We start from the raw sequence: 18,926 nt of genomic DNA on the forward strand, positions 1-18,926 counted from the left end.
TTGCTGGTTTATTTTACTTAACTTTATTCTGTTCAATTTTCAAAGACCATTTTCTCTGTCGCCCCTAAGCGACTTCCTTATCTTATCACCTAAAGTTTTTCTTGTCAACATATTTTTTTCATTAATTTCTGTTGGCTTCAAACTTGTTTCGTAAGGAACGATTTACATAATATCACCTTTCTTTTTCTATTATTTCTCGAAATTTATATTCTATTCATGATTATCTTATTAATACTAAATATTCCTCCTTATTATTTGAAATTGCTTATATTGATATTCTAGGCTACGTTTTTGCTAATTTATATTATTTATATTATTATTATTCTATGTATTTTAGTAAATAATAAAATAATAATGTTAATTTTAATGATATAACGAGGTGATTTTCTTGAAAAAAGTATTAGATAATGACTGGAAAGACTTATTGGCAGAAGAATTTGAAAAAGAATATTATCAAAACCTTAGAAGTTTTTTAATTTCAGAATATGAAACAAAGACGATTTATCCAAATATGAATAATATATTTAATGCCTTAAGGCTTACTCCATATAAAGATGTTAAAGTCGTTATATTAGGGCAAGATCCATATCATGGTCCTAATCAATCCCACGGTTTAGCATTTTCAGTGAATAAAGGCATAAAAATTCCACCTTCATTACTAAATATATATAAAGAGTTGAACTCCGATTTAGGTTGCTATATACCTAACAATGGATATTTAGAAGACTGGGCAAAACAAGGTGTGCTATTATTGAATACTATTTTAACTGTAAGAGCTCATGAAGCTAACTCTCATAGAAATATGGGTTGGGAGATATTCACCGATAAAATAATATCTTTATTAAATGAGAGAAAAGATCCCATAGTATTTATTTTGTGGGGAAATCCATCAATAGCTAAAAAGAAGCTTATAACTAATAAAAATCATTTTATAATAACATCCCCACATCCAAGTCCACTGGCAGCCTTTAGAGGTTTCTTTGGAAGCAAGCCATTTTCTAAAACAAATGAATTTCTAAAATCTATTAATAAAACACCTATAGATTGGCAAATTAAAAATATTGATTAACAAAATGGATGTTGTATAAACTAACAATTACAACATCCATTCTTATATATCTAAAGAATTTCTTCCATTAAAACTTTCAAATTCTTTTTAAGATCAATTAAAAGATTCTTCCCCTCTTCTGTAGCCTCATAGTATTTTCTTATTTTACCACCAACTATCTTATCTTCTCTTATAAGTAAACCTTCATCAACCATAGTCTTTAATATTGGATATATAGTACCAGGACTAACATTATAGCCATGCTCCTTTAGCTCCTCTATCATCCAACTTCCATAAAACTTATCTTCACTACCATGATGTAAAATATGAATATATATAAGTCCACTAAATATTTTCCTTACTATTTGATCCTTCAAAATTTCATCCCCTTATTTATTTAAGTTACAATTATTAATATTATATCTCTTTTATAAATACATATAAATCATTTTTAAACATCATTTAATATTTCAATTGTTTTCTATCATTAAAGAACTTTTTATAGCTTAAGTATGTTGCTATCATAACTGAAAGTGAAGTAGATGATAATATCATAAAAGTAACCATTATTTGAAACTTTACTGCTACTAGTGGAGAAACTCCCCCTAAAATTAAACCTGTCATCATTCCCGGAAGAGATACAATACCTAAAGTTTTTGCTGAATCTATGCTAGGCATTATAGATATCTTTATACTTTCCCTTATTATATCCCTAGAGGCTTCCTTTATATCTGCGCCTAATGCTAGTTTAACTTCTACTAAAGCCCCATTATTTTTGTAGCTTGAATTTAAATTTTTATAAGATAATGATAAAGCAACCATAGAGTTACTTACTACCATCCCAGCTACAGGTATGATTTCACTTGGAGTAAATTTAATAGCATTAGATAACACTAATACAGTAATAGTTATGCTTGTACCAACTAAGATTGAAATAAATGAAATCAATAATTGTCTTTCTATACACAATTCTTTTTTCCTAGTATTTAGCGAAGCATTAAATATCATTATTATAATTAGTAGTATTGTATATATTGGTTTCTCAAGTCCAAAAATAAAATCTAACAAATATCCTACTATAATAAGTTGGATTACAGCTCTAATAACACTAAAAATTATATCTCTACTTAAATCTAACTTATCTTTATATGATATGAAAACTGGAATAGCAACTAACATTGATGATATAACTAAAGCTTCTGTACTCATCTTTCAATTACCTCCATATCTTCAATCTTCCCATTTTTAATATAGATCTTTCTATTGAAAATCCTCTTACTTTGCTCTTCATCGTGAGTAACCCAAATCACTGTTACGCCTTCTTTATTTAAAAACTTAATGTAATTCTCAACAATCATTGTGTTATTACTATCTAAAGCTGAAGTTACCTCATCTAATAATAATATTTCAGGAGTAAAAATTAAGTTTCTAATTAATGCTATTCTCTGCTTTTCACCACCTGATAATAAATTTATATCCTTATCTAAATATGATTTATCTAAAGAAAAATCAATTAAAAGCTTATATATCCTATTATTATCAATTTCTTTATTTCTTATTTTAAAGGGAAAACATAAATTTTCGTAAACATCATTCCCAAAAAGATATGGTGTTTGAGTGCAATAACTAATGCTTCTCCTAAGATCTACAGGATTATATTCTAAATAATTTTTATTATTATATTCTATACTTCCAGCTGATGGAGAAATTAAATCTGCACATAATCTAAGAAGTGTACTTTTACCACTTCCAGACTCTCCAACTATAGAAATGCATTCTCCCCTTTCTATAATTAAAGATACATTGTCAACTATTGTATTATCTTTATCTTTAAAAGTAAGATTTCTTATATTTAATATTCCCATAAATTCACCCTCCCACTAATATCATAATCCGATATCGTAGTTTGATATTATCATACAATTATATTTTTTTCAAATTAATCATGGTAGTCTTTTCATTATCCACAATAAAAAATATTCTCTTTTTAGATAAATCTAAATTTCTATCTATTAAATTGAGAAAATTAGATTCTTACTATCTATATTGTAAGCTTAGTTAGTATAATTAAATTATAGAAAATATCAATTTAAATATATTATTATATAAGGAGGGTTTTACATGAAGAACTCATCAGGCAAGATAATTATTTCATTAATTTTCTTTTCTCTACTACTTGGTTTATATATATTTAATCAAACAAATAAAACCGTAGAAATTATTAAACCATCAATATCTTTAGATGAAAGCATTTATTCAGATATGATTTTCCTAGATTACGCTTCTAATGATAGGGTTATATTTCATGGATACTTTGGTCTATTTATATATGATATTAAATCTGAAAAAATTATATCGAGTTTAGACTTAGAATCAATTGGTATGCACTATACTCAAGGAGATAATTATTGCGATGTTACAGTTGACTCCAATGGTCAAATAGTTCAATTAAATACTTTATCAAAAGAAATAATGTATACTTTTAATATTGATGAAAATACCCTTATTAAATCAAAATATAAAGATATGGAAAATAAATCAGCTATTAAACTAGAGCTTCTTAAGATAGAAGATAACTCTTCTTATTATATTACTCATGGAATTAAGCTTGAAGATGGTGAGCTTGGATATCTCAAATTAGAAAATAATACAATAGGTTCATTAGAATATATTCGAGGAGATAAAGTATATAAAATCTTTCAAGAATAAGGGTAATATAAACGGCGTCCTTACTTCGATGCCGAAAAAGATATTAAAAAAAGGGCTGCATTAAACACCCCTTAAAATAAAATTGTATAATATAAATGGGTTGTCGCACAAACAGCTCAAATTAAGAAATGAAAAATTACTATTTCTTAATTTTTCATTGTGCGACAGCACCTTTATTTTTCAAAACTACTTCCAGTAGTTTTTACCTTCATTATACATTATAAATTATTCATTCTAAATTTTATTTGCTTCTTCTCTTAGCTAGTTCATATAATGTATGAACTGGAGCTCCTGTTCCACCCTTAACCCCTAGGTTACTATTCTTTGAAGTCCAAGCTGTTCCAGCAATATCTAAATGTAACCATGGCTTATCTTGAACGAATGCTTCTATAAATAACCCTGCAGTTATTGTTCCAGCAAATCTTCCACCACTGTTTTTTAAGTCTGCAATATCAGATTTAATTAATTCCTTATAATCATCAAAAGTAGGTAATTGCCACATATTGTCCCCAGTATATTCTGAAGCAGATTTTAATTCATTAAAGAATCCTTCATTATTTGTAACTACTGCTGTAGTAGTTTCTCCTAAAGCAACTAATGCTGCTCCTGTTAATGTAGCTAAATCTATAACTTCATTAACTTTTTCTTCAGTAATTATATAATGAACAGCATCTACTAAAGTTAATCTTCCTTCAGCATCTGTATTAACTACTTCTATTGTCTTTCCTGCCATACTTCCTATTACTTCTCCTGGCTTGTAAGCATCTCCAGAAATTAAGTTTTCACATGCTGCTATAACTGCAATTACATTTAACTTAAGTCCTCTCTTAGCTATTACAGATAATGCACCAATAACTGAAGCTGCACCACCCATATCTGATTTCATATCAACCATACCAGTAGTTGGCTTAATTGAATATCCACCTGAATCATAAGTTAATCCCTTACCTACTAATCCAAGAACATTCTCCTTATTATCCTCGTCTCCAAAATATCTCATAACTATAAGCTTAGGTTCCTTTACAGATCCCTTAGCTACATTATAGAAAGCTTCCATTTTTAAAGCTTTTATTTTTTCAACTCCATGAACTTCTACTTCAAATCCACTTTCTTTACCAGCATTTACTGCAGCCTCTGCTAATGTTTCTGGATAAATAACGTTTGAAGGTTCATTAACTAAATTTCTTGCAATTATTATACCCTTTGCTACTTCAACACCTTCATTAATTGCATCTTCAATTTCCTTTGTTGCTTCCTTAACTCCACATCTAGAAATTGAAACATTTAATTCTTTTTCTTCTTTAGCATCAGTCTTATACTTATTAAATGTATAATTTGCAAGCTCTGCTGAAGTTGCCATAGCCTTAATTAACTCTTCAAGCTTAATAGCTTCAGTATGAGGTACTCTTAAGAATATATTTGTAATTCCTAATTCTTTAAGTTTTTTAATAGCCTTCCCTGTTGCTTCTCTTACCTTATCTAAATTTATATCTTCTTCCTTACCTAATCCAACTAATAATACTGTTTGAATAGTATCATTAACTGTTCTAGTAAATGAATAAGATTCTCCACTCTTACCTTTGAATAATCCTTTGTCTTCTGCAAAACTTATATTTTTATTTAAGTCCTCATTTGATACTTTTAAGTTATTTTCTAATAAATATATAACTAAAGCATCAGCTGTAGAACAAGTTAAACTCTTGTAACTTATCATTCTTATACCACCTTTCCTAAAGTTTTCTTTTTATTTATAATACCACTATTAAAATTTCTATTCAATGGATATAGAGTTATAATTATCAAATTTAATTGCATAAAATAGTTTATATCTACCTCTAATCAATTAATAATGAAAAATATTCTATACAAAAAATATTTTTCATTTTTATTGTATAGAAATTTTATTTTTGTAAATAATATAAATGTAGATACAAAACCTGTTTACGCAGGTCCCATCCCCCATTTATTTATAAAGCGCTTCGGCGCTTTTTTGTTTTGACCTTTTCTTAATTAATTTATAATTCTTTCATAGTAATCTATGTTTCAATAAATAATCTACATTTTGATTACTTATGTTATTTAAAGTGAAAAATAGTTTTGAAAATAAAGTGCATTAATTGTAAGCATAGACGCTTTAATTATTATATGAATTGATTGTGTAACTACCTAACTGAAATATTTTAAATATGAACCAGCTTAATAAGGTATAAAAAATTTATCGCAACTTATATACATTATTTTTTATTTTACTAAAATTATGTAAATTACAATTTTTAATGTTATAATTTATACATTAAATGTATATTTAGGGGGTTAATTATTTATGAAATATAAAAAACATTTAAAATCAGTTATAGTATCTGCCTTGGTTTTTACCTTTATGCTGATATCTTATGGATGCTCAGGTATAAGTAAAGCTGAAAAGTCATTTAATAACTTTACAGAAAAATGGGCTGAATCAGACTATACTGCTATGTATGAAATGCTAACTAGTGAGTCTAAAGAATATATTTCAGAAGAAGACTTTATTTCGAGATATACTAATATTTTTTCAGCCATTGAGGCTAAAAACTTATCTTTTGAAATTAATGGAGATAAGGTAAAAGATGATAATGGTGTTACTATTCCTTTTAAATTAACTATGGATACCATAACTGGAAACTTATCTTTAGATGATTATAAAGTATCTCTAGTTAAAGAAGATGGTTCTTATAAGTTGAATTGGGATGAAGGACTTATTTTTCCGAACATGCTTAAAGATGATAAGCTTAGAGTTTCAATAACACCAGCTAAAAGAGGTGATATTCTTGATAAAGATGGGCAATTATTAGCTACTGATGGAACTATAAATACAGTAGGAATTTACCCTGCTAACTTTAATAAAGCTAATTTTCAAGAAAAAATATCTGAAATCGCAAAGGCCTTGGATATTAGTGAAGAAAATATTACTACTAAGCTAGAAGCTAACACTAATCCCGAACACTTTATTCCTCTAGTTGATATATTACCAAATGATCCAAAACTAAATTCTCTTCGTAATAGAGAAGAAGAAGGCATTATAATTAACTCAAAGATAGGAAGAGTTTATCTTGGAGGAGAAGCCTTTGGTAGATTAATTGGATATGTAGGAAACATAACAGCTGAAGAATTAGAAGAAAATAAAGATAAGGGATATAATGATACAAGCCTTATAGGTAAAGCAGGATTAGAGCAAGTATATGAAGATACTCTAAAAGGTGAAGATGCTGCTGAAATATATATAGAACGTGACTATGATAAAATAACTATTGCAAGCAAGGAAGTCAAAGATGGAGAAAATATTACTTTATCAATAGATTCCGCATTACAACAAAAAGTATATAGCGAAATGTCAGGCGAAAAAGGTGCTGCTACGGCTGTAAACCCTAAAACAGGCGAAGTAATTGCTATGGTAAGTGCTCCTTCTTATGATTCAAATATATTTACTACTTACATTTCAAAAACTCAAAAAGCAAAGTGGGAAGAAAACGATCATGCTGATGAGCTAAATAGATTTAACAAAGTTTATGCACCAGGTTCAACTATGAAATTATTAACTTCTATTATTGGAGTTGAAAATGGAGTTATAGATCCTAATGCAAATATAGATATACATGGTTTAAAGTGGCAACCAGATAGTTCTTGGGGTGATTATAAAATCACAAGAGTTATAGATCCAGGTAGGCCTATAAATTTAAAAGATGCAGCTAACTTCTCTGATAATATTTATTATGCTCAAGTTGCATTAGATCTTGGAAGTGAAAAATTTATTAAAGGACTTAAGGATTTTGGAATTTCAGAGGAACTATCTTTTGAATATCCAATGGAATCCTCACAAATTTCAAATGATGGTGAGTTAAGTAAAGATATATTATTAGCAGATACAGGATATGGACAAGGTGAAGTAATGGTTACACCTCTTCACGTAGCACTATTTTACACTACTTTAGCTAATGAAGGTAATATAATGCAACCAAGGTTAGTTACAAGTGAAAATTCTGAAGCTAAGGTTTGGAAGGAAGGTTTAATATCAAAAGATAACTTGCCAACTTTAGTTGAAGCATTTACTGCCTTAGTTAATGATTCTGGTGCAACTATTGCAGATGGTGCAGTTCCAGGTCATAGAGTTGCTGGAAAATCTGGTTCAGCTGAAATTAAAAAATCTCAAGATGATACTACTGGAACAGAAAATGGATGGTATGCATCTGTAGATCCTGATTCATCTAAGATTTCTATGGCAATGATTATTGAAGATGTTAAAGGCAGAGGCGGCAGTCATGTAACTGTCCCTAAAGTTAGAAATGTTATGGACTATTACTTAAATAGATAGATAAATTTAGTTGTTACAAAATCACCTCATAATAACATATTATAAATTAGAACGAAATTGTAATATGAGGTGAGCTAACTTGTCAGAATTCTTTACATTACAATTGGAGTATTTATTAAGACTATTAATAGCTGCTTTATGTGGGTTAGCTATAGGTTATGAACGTGAAATTAAACTGAAGGATGCTGGTATTAAAACACATTTCATTGTTGCAGTGGGTTCTGCTCTAGTGATGATAATATCTAAATATGGGTTTCAAGATCTAGTTGGGCTAATTAATATATCTATTGATCCAACTCGTATAGCTTCGCAAGTCATATCAGGTGTTGGATTTATTGGAGCAGGATTAATTTTTATTAAAGAAAAAAGCATCGTAGGCCTAACCACTGCTGCTGGAATTTGGGCCACTGCTGGAATAGGTTTAGCTATAGGTTCTGGATTATATTTTATTGGATTAAGTGCAACTATTATTGTTATAATAGGTCAAATTTTTCTACACAGAAATATTAAATGGGTATTATGTTATTCTAAAACAGAAATTTTATCATTAATAATTGATGGAAATCCCTTATCTATTAATGAAATAAAAAAAATTATTACTGCTCAAAATATATCTATTATAAAAATTAAAGGAACTACTTCTAAAAGCTCCTCTTCTTTAATTAGTTTAGAAATTGAAATAAAAGTAGAGGAAGACTTTGATAAATTAAACCTAATATCTATTCTACAAGATAATCCAATTGTTAAATCAATAAAATTTTAAAACTGTATTAATAGGATATATACTAAATTTAAGTACTATATCCTCTTTTTATATCTATCAATTACCACATAATGTTATTATAATCTTATACATTCATGGAGGCATAATTTTATGAGAAAATACTTATTTATATTTACTCTTATAATTAACAGCTTATTTTTAATATCATGTAATGAAGATAATGTCCTAAAACCTGACTCACCAACCAATACTTCTATACTAATTAAAAATTATATTGATGCTGATAATTACGAAGAGTTCAAAGGGCTATTAAGTGAAGATCTAGATAATTCAATATCTAAAGAGGAATTTAATAAATTTAAAGATATTGTAACTGCCGGAAGTAATCATAATCTATATGATATTATTACTTTTGAAAATGGAGAAATGCTTTTAATCAAACTTACTTCCACTCCAGTTAATGATGAATACAAGGTCGAAGAAGTTATCCAAGTTCCAGCTGAACTTAAGACCTTCTTTAACTCCAATTAGCCGTATATCAAAAAAGGAATTTAGCTAAAAGCTAAATTCCTACTACATTTCTTCATCATTTCATTTTTTAATTCTTTAATTATTTAAGTACTACTTTTCCATCTTCAAACTTTTCAATAATAGCTAAAGATTCAACTCTAGCATTCATTTCTTCTAGTACACTTCTTCCTTCTTGGAAGCCTTTTTCTATTACTATTCCAACTCCAACTAAGTTTGCTTTAGATTGATTTAATATATCTATTAATCCTTTAGTTGCGCAGCCTTTAGCTAAGAAGTCATCTATAATTAATATATTTTCACCTTCATTTAAGAATTGCTTTCCTACTCTAACCTTATAAGTTTTCTTTTTAGTAAAAGAGTGAACTTCTGATTCATAAACTTCCTTATCTAAGTTTAAGCTTTCTGTTTTCTTAGCAAAAACTACTGGTACATAGTCAAAGTATTGTGATACTATAGCTGCTATACCTATTCCTGAAGCTTCTATTGTAAGTATCTTATCTATTTTTTGCCCTTCAAATCTTCTTTTAAACTCTTTTCCCATTTCATTGAAAAGCTTAATATCCATTTGATGATTTAAAAAAGAATCTACCTTCAAGATATTTCCTTCTCTTACTTTTCCTTTGTTAATTATCATATCTTTTAATAATTGCATGTACTTTTTCTCCTTTAAACTTAAGTTTATAGTATTCAAAAAACTTGTCCTACTTGTACTTTTAGTAATAAAGACTAAAAAGTTCCAATTATCATTTCTTTTCGTAGTTAGGATATTTACGGTTTCCTAGTAGAAACACTTGAACCATATTTTCAAGCATATACGAATACTATAATATTCTTTTTTTGATAATTATAATATTTAAAATAAGTTATTGCAAGTTTATTAATCTAAGGTAATAATATTCCTAATTTTAAAACTCTCTTTTATTAAAAACTCTTTAGGCGTTTTCTTCTTAATTTTTCATTATTCATTCTTAATTATTTATCACCTTTATTTTATCGCTATAAGATTCAATTATCCCCTTACTTCTTTCAAAAGATTCCACAACTCTACTTTTCCCCTCTTCTGTTAAGTATGGAGCATCATTTACTGTAGCAGGTACTACTTCATAGAATAGCTTACCTTCTTTTTCATACCAATTAACCCATGTTGGTAAATACTTTGTATATTCAACCTTAATTTCATTAGTATCTTCATTCTTACTAATGTTCACAAAAACTATAACTCCATCCTCTGTATATGGATTTTGTATTCTTTCAGTTCTTTGACTAGATAAAAAATTCCCCATAGAATAGATAACTGAAGTTTCATGTAATCCATCATCTGATTTTATAATGTCTATTGGTTGCAATGAATGTGGATGGGTTGCAAAAACTATATCTACATTATTATTTGCTAGGAACTTTGCCATTTTCTCTTGAGTTCTATTAGGCTCTAGTTCATATTCCTCTCCCCAATGCATATAAAATATTACTACTTCTGCACCATCAGCTTTCATCATATCTATTTGTTCCTTCATATTATTTAAGTCATCATCTAAAGAATCTTCTCTAAAAGTATTCATTAAAGGATATATTTCACTAGATATTGGAGTTCCATTTAGCCCCCTAACCCCACCTTCAGCAGTCATAGTATAGCTATAAGATATAATTCCAATCTTTATACCCTTAACATCTTTAATAATATATCTATTATCCTCAGTGCTTGATCTAGTTCCAATTATGTCAAACCCTTTATCATTTAAAGTTTCCCTGGTTCTATGATACCCTCTAATATCTCTATCTAAAGAGTGATTATTCATATTATTAAGAACATCTATTCCTGCCCATTTTATAGCATCTGCTAATTCATCTGGAGCATTAAAGCTTGGATATCCTGAAAATCCGTAATTTTCTATACCTGCTAAAGTTCCTTCTAAGTTTCCTATAGCTAAATCAGCATTAATTAGATAATCCTTAACATACTGCAAAGTGTTTTTAAAATCATAAGTATTACTTTCAGCATCATATTGTGTTTCTAATATTTCTTTATGTATTAAAATATCTCCAACAGCTGCTATTTCTATAGTTTTTATATTATCCTTTTTCTCCTCAGTAGGTTTCTTAATAACTTCATCTTCAGTTAATTCCTCTTTATTAGAGGCATTTAATAAAACTTCTAACTTTGGAATATAAAATAATCCAGCAATAGATATTATAAAAGTTACAATTAAAATAATAAGTATTCCCTTTTTCCTCATAAATCCTCCTTATTAAACCTATATATCAATTATATACCAAATAGTTATCTGCTCATATAAAAACAGTAATTAGTTTTGTGTAAAAACAAAACTAATTACTGTTTCTATATCGTGGGAATATTCGCCTATAAATAAATTAATATCAGTGTTTGCTTTTAAAATTATAGAATGCTCCCATCATACCTGCATCATTCTTATGTTTTGCAAACTCTAACCTCGTTTTTTCAGCAATGCTAGGCACAAGATATTTTTTTAAAGCCTTCTCAATTTTGGGTTTTAGATAAATATCCTGAGCCATAACCCCACCACCTAATACCACTACTTCTGGATTGATTACATAACAGATATTAGCAATTCCCATTCCAAGAACTTCAACCATCTCATCAATAGCCGTTATGCATATATCATCACCTTTTTTAGCTTCTTCAAAAATATGATAGCCATCCCATATCACTTCTGAATTCTGTTTTATCTCAGCAACCTTTTTAGTAAGAATGCTGCTTGCCCCTAATGTCTGAAAATCACTATCAAACATATGCATATATCCTATCTCACATGCACTATTACTAAACCCATGGAACACATTCCCATCAATCAGAATGCATCCTCCAATTCCAGTTCCAATCGTAAGGCATAGTGCCACCTTGCTACCAATGGCTGCACCTGAAACACTCTCTGCTAATCCTGCACAGTTCACATCATTTTCTACTTCACAAGGGATAGAAAACCTTCTTTCTAACTCTTCTTTGAATTTCGTTCCTGCATATCTAGGAATCAAAGGAGCTGAGTAAAAAATTTCACCTTTTTCAGTATCAACCATTCCAGCTGTTGAAATACAAATTCCTACTGGTTTATATACCTCTAAATAATTTTCAACTATTCTAAATACTTTATTTAAAATCTCAGGCCCACCTTTATGTGCTTCTGTATCAATCTTATCTTTTGTCAGTATTCTACCATACTCATCAATGATTCCGTATTTTATTGCGGTTCCTCCAATATCAATACTCACATAACTTTTCACATTTTCACCTCTTCTGAGACCTTATTTTTTAGCAATATGCTTTGATTGCTGTTTTAATCATAAGCGCAGCTTCCTGTACAACAGGAATATCTTCCTCCACTAATGCTACTAAAGGTTCTCTTACACCTCCTATATCTAAATTCTCATTTATTCTGAGAATTTCTTTGATTACTCCATACATATTTCCATGGCAGGAACACATTTTATATATAATTTCGTTAATATCGAACTGAAGCCTTCTAGCTTCTTCTATTCTATTTTCAATTATAAGATCATTAAGTTTTAAGAACAGTTCTGGCATAACACCATATGTGCCTCCAATGCCTCCTTCTGCACCAATCACACGTCCACTTAGGAACTGTTCATCTGGACCATTAAATACAATATAGTCATCTCCACCATCTACACAGAACAATTGAATATCTTGTACTGGCATAGATGAGTTCTTTACACCAATCACTCTAGGATTCTTACGCATCTCAGCATAAAGATTCTGTGTTAAAGCTACCCCTGCAAGTTGTGGAATATTATATATTATAAAATCTGTATTTGGAGCAGCATTACTTATTGAATTCCAATAAGCTGCAATTGCATATTCAGGAAGTTTGAAATATATTGGAGGTATTGCTGCAATTGCATCTACTCCCAAACTTTCTGCATGTTTTGCAAGTTCTATACTATCTCTTGTATTATTGCATGCAACATGAGCAATAACTGTAAGTTTTCCTTTTCCAACTGCCATTACATTTTCAAGAACAACCTTTCTATCCTCCACACTTTGATAAATACATTCTCCAGAGGATCCATTTACATAAACTCCTTTGACTCCCTTTTCAATATGGAATTGAGTCAATGCACGCACTCTATCTGGACTTATTTCACCATTTTCATCATAACATGCATAAAATGCAGGAATCACACCCTTATACTTATTCAAATCTCTCATATTCTTCTCCCTCTTCCCTGTACAGGCTATTTTATTTATTATAATTTAGCTCATCTACAAACTTTTTTGTAATTAGCTGAGGTCTTGTAATAATAGAACCAACCACAACACTATAGCATCCTAATTCAATTACACGTTTAACCTTTTCTGGTGTATTTATATTACCTTCTGCTATAACTGGATGTTTTACTTTTGCAAGAATTTCTCTAATAATCTCAAAATCATTATTTTCTATTTTAAGATTTTTACTATGTTCTGTATATCCAACCATTGTTGTACCAATAAAATCAAACCCTATATCATCTGCATGGAGTGCCTCTTCAACAGTAGAACAATCTGCCATGAAAAGTTGCTCTGGGTATTTTCCCTTTACTTCTTTAAAAAACTCATCTAAAGTCTTTCCTTCTGGCCTTAACTCACAAGTAGCATCAAGTGCTATAATATCTGGTTTCACTTCCATCAACTCATCAATCTCTCTCATAGTTGGTGTGATATAGACTTTAGAGCCATCGTAATCACGTTTCACAATTCCAATAATAGGAATATCCACTTGTGACTGTATTTCAGCAATATCTTCTTTTGTATTTGCTCGAATTCCAGCTGCCCCTCCTTCTTTCGCAGCTAGTGCCATCTTTCCCATAATAAATGAGGAATGAAGTGGTTCATGCTGTAGTGCTTGGCATGATACTATTAATTTTCCTTTTAAACCATTAACTCTCTTATTCATATATTTTCCTTTCTATAACACATTATTTAAAATTTATTTCTTAAGCCTATCTGGGAATTTCATACTTTCCAAATATTTTTCGAAAGATAAAGGACTGAATCAATGCTAATCCAGAAAATCCACATATAAGCAATATTGTAAAGAGCAGAAGCATAGATACTCCTGAATAAAATAGCATAGCTACAAATGGAACATTAAGCAAAATTAGTAATAATGTCCACTGAAAATTCACGCTACTAATCATAAATGAATTTTTAAACACTTCTTTTGTTGTGTATATAAATCTTGCCGAAATCGGAAATGCATATAAAAATATAATATAACTCCAAAATGCTGCTGCATAACATAGTATCTCTACTATCTTCAAGTTATCATATCCCATTGCTATTATTCTCAAGTCAATTGTAATAAAAAATCCTATTATAATTGCTATTGCTCCCAATATAGTTCCTTGCCTAAAATTTTGCTTAAATGACTTTAAGAACTCTCGTATAATATGTGATTCTTCATTTCTTACCATTTTTAATGTTATTGAATACATAGCAGTCAACGATGCTCCTATTGTCACAATGGGAATACAGCATATAATAAATAAAAGATTTAATATTACTAGATCAATTACCCTTGAAAAAAAACGCATAATTCCATTGTCCAAATTAAATATTGTACTTATTAGATATCCTCTATTTCCTGTCATATTGATCTCCTATCTCTCTTTTAATTACTATAGATACAACTTTATAAAATTATCCTTATTAATTTATTGTAATTTACCTCTTTTCTAATAACTTGATCTTTGAACACTAACTCCTAGCTACTTTGAATACACATTTTTTTAAATATCGATTTTCTTCTGTAACAATTCCAGGCTTATGCGCTTCTTCTGGCATACAAATAATAAATCTTCCTTTTCCCATCTTGCACATTACATACTCACTGCAATCAACTATTCCAAAATCTATTTCCTCTCTATATGCCTCGATCACCTCTTCTATGTCAAGGCCAACTGCAATATTTTCTGTTCCTTCTATGTCAATCTGTATATCCATATATTTTTTATGTATTTCAAAATTTACTTCATCTTCTTCTTTAGCTTCTGCCTCCATTACATTAAAAAACACTTTATCTCCTGCTATTTCTGTACGTCCAATTGGAAGTGAGTTCAAATCAGCTGTTTCCAGGAAATCAATTGCCCTGTCTAACCATAGTGATTGTCCTCTATATTTCCCAATGTTTTTTATGCTATCATATACCATATGAATCTCTCCTTTTTTATTTCAAGACAATATACAAAATGGAACTATCATTCACACGCCTGATAATCAAAAGTCTATGTGTTTCAATAGTTCCATCTCTATACATTAACCTTTTACAGCACCCATTGTAATACCTTGTGTAAATGATTTTTGGAAGATTAAAAATACAGCAACGATTGGAACTGCTGATAGCGCTGCCCCCGCCATGATCAATCCGTAGTTTGTCGCCATCTCAGCTTGCATAGTTGCCACACCCAGTGAAACTGTAAGTTTATCTCTTGATGAAAGCATTACTAACTGCATAAAGTAATCATTCCAAGTATTGATAAATGTGAATATTGCTAATGCAGCAAACCCAGGTTTTATAATTGGAAATGCAATGTTTATAAATGTTCTAAACTCTCCACAACCATCAATCTTTGCTGACTCTAATAATTCGCCAGGAATATTCTCACTAAATTGTTTCATTAAGAATACTCCAAAAGGCCACCCAACCAACGGAAGAATTACAGCTGCTAATGTGTCATGTATTCCTAAGAAATTAACAATTCTCACCAAGGGAACTAATACAACTTGCTTTGGCAATGCCATTGCTGCAATAAATACAGAAAATAGAAACTTCTGTCCATAAAATCTCTTCTTAGCCAGAACATATCCTGCAAGTGAAGATGTTATACATACTAAAAGCATTGTAACTGCTGCAATGAAAATGCTGTTAAATAACCATTTTCCTGCTGGATTTTGAATAAGTAATTGTTTAAAATTCTCCAATGTGGGAGCTGTTGGCCACCATTGTGGTGGAATTCTAATTGTATCAGGCTGAGTCTTAAACGCACCTGTCATAATCCAATAGAAAGGAAAGACAAAAATAATAGTTAAGATACTCAAAAGTGTTATTGTAATCACCCCAAAAGGTGTCGCTTTTTTCTTCATTATATTCTCTCCTTCCTAATATTCTACATCATTACCTAGAATTTTGAATTGTGCAAAGCTTATGAGACCAATTAATACAGCTAGGAATACTCCCATTGTATTTGCATATCCATATTCAGAAAGTTTAAATGCTTTCTCATATAGATAGTACATAATCGTACTGGTGGAATAGTTTGGGCCACCCGATGTTAATAGTTGAATCAATGCGAAACATTGGAATGAGTTAATTGTTGTGATAACTACTATATAAAGTGTTGTAGGTAATAAACTTGGCCATTTTATTTTCCAGAACACTTGAAATTCATTAGCACCATCTACACGGGCTGCCTCTACAAGAGACTTATCTATATTACCCAATGATGCAATATAAAGTATAATTGGTTGACCAACTGATGTCGTAAGTAAAATAACTATAATTGCAATTAGTGCATATCTTTTGTCTCCTAACCAGCTAATATTCTGATCAATAATGCTCCCTGTTTTTAACATATAATTCAATATACCTGATAATGGATCATAAATCCATTTCCATACAACTGTAACAGCTACACTTCCTGTAACAACAGGTAAGAAAAATACACAACGGAAAAATGAACGAGTAAATGCACTTTTTTCATATGTTTGTGAAGCTACAAATAAGGAAAATATAACGACAATAGGAACTGATCCTATTACAATAATCAATGTATTTATTAATGATTTAATAAATACCTCATCATTAAACATACGTATATAATTATCTATTCCAATAAATGAAAAATCAGTCATTGTGTAATTAAAGAAGCTTGTAACGAATCCCATAATCATAGGAGTCAGAACAAATATTACAAAAAATATTAATACTGGAGCCAGAAAAGTGTATGACACAATTGTCTCTCTCATCTGTAATTTGTTCGAAGTTTTCATATTTTTCCCCCAATCACTTATCTTAAGAAATAATATCCGAAAAATATTCTTCTTGCACATTATTTTAATGTGCAAGAAGAAATTAATTAATCCTATTTAGCTTTTATTGTTTCATTTGCCTTATTAGTAAAGCTGTCTAAAGCTGCTTTTGCTTCTACTTCTCCATTAGATACTGATTGAAGCATTGGGAACCATAAAGTTCTCATTTCAGCAAATCCATCAATTGTATTGTAGTAAGTAGAATAATACTTTGTCCAAGAACCAATTTCTTTCATTCTTTCATCCTCATATAACTCACCAAAAGATGTACGAACTGGGAATGCACCTGTTCTTATAACGTTCTTTGGACCCCATTCTTCGTCATCACAAATAAATTGTATAAACTTTTTAGATGCAGCTATTTTATCTTCATCACCCTTATCAAATACACAGAATCCATTTACTAAATATTCTAATTCTGCTTCACCATCATCTGATGGAAATGGCACTTCAAGATACTCAACTCCACTTGCTTCTAATAATTTTGCTTGTGTACCTGGCTGAGCTGATGACCATAAAAGTGTAAATGATGTTTGTCCATTTGCAAAGTTTTGAATATCAGCCGATCCATCATATTGAGAACCATTCATTAATAATCCATCTTTAATTAAGCCTTTAATTAATTCCATTGATTTAACAGAAGCATCATCATTAGTAGTATATTTTGTAAGTGTATCGTTTGTTATGCTAGTGCTATTTAGGTTTGTAAAGAAAGCACGTGTACCTTGGTCACCACCTTGACCATTACTGAATAAGGAACCTGGATTATACCCCTTACCTTTTAAGGATCCTAAAACCTTTACAAAGTCATCTGTTGACCAACCTTCTTTTACTAAATCAAGAACTCCTGCATCTTCTAACATTGCTTTGTTAAATGCCATGTAAAATGGACCAGTACTTATCGGATACATATAAGCAGTATCTCCATCTTTAGAAGCCTGTAACAATGCATCATTGTTTACATCTTTTACAAACTCCTCTGTAAACATATCATTTAAATTTGCCAATTTTCCAGATTTACCATAATTAATTATACGTCCTGGTGCATCAAAAAGAACATCTGCCATTGTACCTGCTTCAATTGCAGTTGTAATTTTTTCAGGTCCTGAAGTAAAGTCTATTGTTTCTAATTTTACACTTATATCTGGATTTTCTGCCTCAAATGCATCGATTATTTTTTGCTCCCAAGTTCCTACTGCATCACTTGAATTTTCTTGAGTAAATGTTGGGAATGCCCACCATGTTATTTCTGTTTTTCCACTGCCACTTTCATTTGGTGTATCACCACCTTTTTTACTACATGCTACAAGTGACATCGCCATTACCCCAGCAAGCAAAACTGATAATATTTTCCTTTTCATTTTCGTCCTCCTCCTAATAATAAAATTAAATTTTTATAGTCATACTTAAAATGCACCTTTCATAACCCTTTCATCTCTCACCTTAATTTTTAACTTTTATTACAGAAAATGTTTTGTAAACATTTTCTAAATCAACTATA

Annotated in this window: 19 protein-coding genes and 1 riboswitch; of the genes, 5 read left to right on the forward strand and 14 right to left on the reverse strand. The window is 30.0% G+C overall.

The annotated features are described in order from the left end of the window. The first annotated feature begins 388 nt into the window (after window positions 1-388). Window positions 389-1,069, forward strand: a complete 681-nt coding sequence (locus E5347_RS15515) for a uracil-DNA glycosylase (protein WP_136008135.1) — start codon at window positions 389-391, stop codon at window positions 1,067-1,069. 50 nt (window positions 1,070-1,119) lie between these two features. Here the strand turns inward: E5347_RS15515 and E5347_RS15520 are convergent, their stop codons facing one another. The 3 genes from E5347_RS15520 to E5347_RS15530 all read right to left on the reverse strand — a co-directional run bounded on the left by E5347_RS15520 (window position 1,120) and on the right by E5347_RS15530 (window position 2,913). Then, window positions 1,120-1,425 (reverse strand): PadR family transcriptional regulator, encoded by a 306-nt coding sequence (locus E5347_RS15520; protein WP_136008136.1) that lies wholly within the window; start codon window positions 1,423-1,425, stop codon window positions 1,120-1,122. An 85-nt stretch (window positions 1,426-1,510) separates the two neighbouring features. After that, window positions 1,511-2,257, reverse strand: a complete 747-nt coding sequence (locus E5347_RS15525) for an ABC transporter permease (RefSeq protein WP_136008137.1) — start codon at window positions 2,255-2,257, stop codon at window positions 1,511-1,513. Further along, entirely contained in the window at window positions 2,254-2,913 is a 660-nt protein-coding gene (locus E5347_RS15530) for an ABC transporter ATP-binding protein (RefSeq protein ID WP_136008138.1), read from the reverse strand. The genes E5347_RS15525 and E5347_RS15530 overlap by 4 nt, the downstream gene beginning before the upstream one ends. Before the next feature lie 256 nt (window positions 2,914-3,169). On the opposite strand from E5347_RS15530, the gene E5347_RS15535 reads away from it, so the two are divergent. After that, complete coding sequence (locus tag E5347_RS15535) at window positions 3,170-3,757, forward strand: hypothetical protein (RefSeq protein ID WP_136008139.1); 588 nt, start codon at window positions 3,170-3,172, stop codon at window positions 3,755-3,757. A 241-nt stretch (window positions 3,758-3,998) separates the two neighbouring features. On the opposite strand, the gene E5347_RS15540 is transcribed toward E5347_RS15535, so the two are convergent. Next, a complete protein-coding gene (locus E5347_RS15540; protein WP_136008140.1) occupies window positions 3,999-5,471 on the reverse strand; it encodes a leucyl aminopeptidase in 1,473 nt (490 codons plus the stop codon). Window positions 5,472-6,080: 609 nt separating this feature from the next. On the opposite strand from E5347_RS15540, the gene E5347_RS15545 reads away from it, so the two are divergent. From E5347_RS15545 to E5347_RS15555, 3 genes are all read left to right on the forward strand, one after another. Continuing rightward, window positions 6,081-8,105, forward strand: coding sequence for a penicillin-binding transpeptidase domain-containing protein (locus E5347_RS15545; RefSeq protein ID WP_136008141.1), 2,025 nt, complete (start codon window positions 6,081-6,083; stop codon window positions 8,103-8,105). 79 nt (window positions 8,106-8,184) lie between these two features. Next, window positions 8,185-8,868, forward strand: coding sequence for an MgtC/SapB family protein (locus E5347_RS15550; protein WP_136008142.1), 684 nt, complete (start codon window positions 8,185-8,187; stop codon window positions 8,866-8,868). Between the two features lie 111 nt (window positions 8,869-8,979). Continuing rightward, window positions 8,980-9,360 carry a hypothetical protein gene (locus tag E5347_RS15555; RefSeq protein ID WP_136008143.1) on the forward strand — a complete coding sequence of 127 codons (381 nt, stop codon included), beginning with the start codon at window positions 8,980-8,982 and terminating at the stop codon, window positions 9,358-9,360. Between the two features lie 79 nt (window positions 9,361-9,439). On the opposite strand, the gene E5347_RS15560 is transcribed toward E5347_RS15555, so the two are convergent. The 10 genes from E5347_RS15560 to E5347_RS15605 all read right to left on the reverse strand — a co-directional run bounded on the left by E5347_RS15560 (window position 9,440) and on the right by E5347_RS15605 (window position 18,786). Continuing rightward, window positions 9,440-10,012: a xanthine phosphoribosyltransferase gene (locus E5347_RS15560; RefSeq protein WP_136008144.1), complete on the reverse strand. Its 573-nt coding sequence runs from the start codon at window positions 10,010-10,012 to the stop codon at window positions 9,440-9,442. Window positions 10,013-10,096: 84 nt separating this feature from the next. Then, window positions 10,097-10,198: riboswitch (purine riboswitch) on the reverse strand. A gap of 130 nt (window positions 10,199-10,328) precedes the next feature. Beyond that, window positions 10,329-11,594, reverse strand: coding sequence for a CapA family protein (locus tag E5347_RS15565; protein WP_136008145.1), 1,266 nt, complete (start codon window positions 11,592-11,594; stop codon window positions 10,329-10,331). Window positions 11,595-11,736: 142 nt separating this feature from the next. Further along, entirely contained in the window at window positions 11,737-12,618 is an 882-nt protein-coding gene (locus E5347_RS15570; protein WP_136008146.1) for an ROK family protein, read from the reverse strand. 28 nt (window positions 12,619-12,646) lie between these two features. Further along, on the reverse strand, window positions 12,647-13,564 hold the full coding sequence (locus E5347_RS15575) for a dihydrodipicolinate synthase family protein (RefSeq protein ID WP_136008147.1): 918 nt from the start codon (window positions 13,562-13,564) through the stop codon (window positions 12,647-12,649). A gap of 31 nt (window positions 13,565-13,595) precedes the next feature. Next, window positions 13,596-14,291: an N-acetylmannosamine-6-phosphate 2-epimerase gene (locus E5347_RS15580; RefSeq protein ID WP_136008148.1), complete on the reverse strand. Its 696-nt coding sequence runs from the start codon at window positions 14,289-14,291 to the stop codon at window positions 13,596-13,598. 46 nt (window positions 14,292-14,337) lie between these two features. Continuing rightward, entirely contained in the window at window positions 14,338-14,988 is a 651-nt protein-coding gene (locus E5347_RS15585) for a YesL family protein (RefSeq protein ID WP_136008149.1), read from the reverse strand. 106 nt (window positions 14,989-15,094) lie between these two features. After that, a complete protein-coding gene (locus tag E5347_RS15590; RefSeq protein ID WP_136008150.1) occupies window positions 15,095-15,547 on the reverse strand; it encodes a YhcH/YjgK/YiaL family protein in 453 nt (150 codons plus the stop codon). Between the two features lie 105 nt (window positions 15,548-15,652). Beyond that, on the reverse strand, window positions 15,653-16,480 hold the full coding sequence (locus tag E5347_RS15595) for a carbohydrate ABC transporter permease (protein WP_136008151.1): 828 nt from the start codon (window positions 16,478-16,480) through the stop codon (window positions 15,653-15,655). A gap of 15 nt (window positions 16,481-16,495) precedes the next feature. Next, window positions 16,496-17,386: a carbohydrate ABC transporter permease gene (locus E5347_RS15600; RefSeq protein ID WP_136008152.1), complete on the reverse strand. Its 891-nt coding sequence runs from the start codon at window positions 17,384-17,386 to the stop codon at window positions 16,496-16,498. A gap of 92 nt (window positions 17,387-17,478) precedes the next feature. After that, window positions 17,479-18,786 carry an ABC transporter substrate-binding protein gene (locus E5347_RS15605; RefSeq protein WP_136008153.1) on the reverse strand — a complete coding sequence of 436 codons (1,308 nt, stop codon included), beginning with the start codon at window positions 18,784-18,786 and terminating at the stop codon, window positions 17,479-17,481. Window positions 18,787-18,926: the final 140 nt, after the last annotated feature.

Source organism: Clostridium sartagoforme (assembly GCF_004794105.1).
Taxonomy (GTDB): domain Bacteria; phylum Bacillota; class Clostridia; order Clostridiales; family Clostridiaceae; genus Clostridium; species Clostridium sartagoforme_B.

Excerpts from the sequence above, each read along its gene's own strand:
- E5347_RS15525 (WP_136008137.1), bottom strand. The coding sequence starts at position 2,257 with ATGAGTACAGAAGCTTTAGTTATATCATCAATGTTAGTTGCTATTCCA.
- E5347_RS15530 (WP_136008138.1), bottom strand. The coding sequence starts at position 2,913 with ATGGGAATATTAAATATAAGAAATCTTACTTTTAAAGATAAAGATAAT.
- E5347_RS15535 (WP_136008139.1), top strand. The coding sequence starts at position 3,170 with ATGAAGAACTCATCAGGCAAGATAATTATTTCATTAATTTTCTTTTCT.
- E5347_RS15540 (WP_136008140.1), bottom strand. The coding sequence starts at position 5,471 with ATGATAAGTTACAAGAGTTTAACTTGTTCTACAGCTGATGCTTTAGTT.
- E5347_RS15545 (WP_136008141.1), top strand. The coding sequence starts at position 6,081 with ATGAAATATAAAAAACATTTAAAATCAGTTATAGTATCTGCCTTGGTT.
- E5347_RS15555 (WP_136008143.1), top strand. The coding sequence starts at position 8,980 with ATGAGAAAATACTTATTTATATTTACTCTTATAATTAACAGCTTATTT.
- E5347_RS15560 (WP_136008144.1), bottom strand. The coding sequence starts at position 10,012 with ATGCAATTATTAAAAGATATGATAATTAACAAAGGAAAAGTAAGAGAA.
- E5347_RS15565 (WP_136008145.1), bottom strand. The coding sequence starts at position 11,594 with ATGAGGAAAAAGGGAATACTTATTATTTTAATTGTAACTTTTATAATA.
- E5347_RS15575 (WP_136008147.1), bottom strand. The coding sequence starts at position 13,564 with ATGAGAGATTTGAATAAGTATAAGGGTGTGATTCCTGCATTTTATGCA.
- E5347_RS15580 (WP_136008148.1), bottom strand. The coding sequence starts at position 14,291 with ATGAATAAGAGAGTTAATGGTTTAAAAGGAAAATTAATAGTATCATGC.
- E5347_RS15585 (WP_136008149.1), bottom strand. The coding sequence starts at position 14,988 with ATGACAGGAAATAGAGGATATCTAATAAGTACAATATTTAATTTGGAC.
- E5347_RS15590 (WP_136008150.1), bottom strand. The coding sequence starts at position 15,547 with ATGGTATATGATAGCATAAAAAACATTGGGAAATATAGAGGACAATCA.
- E5347_RS15595 (WP_136008151.1), bottom strand. The coding sequence starts at position 16,480 with ATGAAGAAAAAAGCGACACCTTTTGGGGTGATTACAATAACACTTTTG.
- E5347_RS15600 (WP_136008152.1), bottom strand. The coding sequence starts at position 17,386 with ATGAAAACTTCGAACAAATTACAGATGAGAGAGACAATTGTGTCATAC.
- E5347_RS15605 (WP_136008153.1), bottom strand. The coding sequence starts at position 18,786 with ATGAAAAGGAAAATATTATCAGTTTTGCTTGCTGGGGTAATGGCGATG.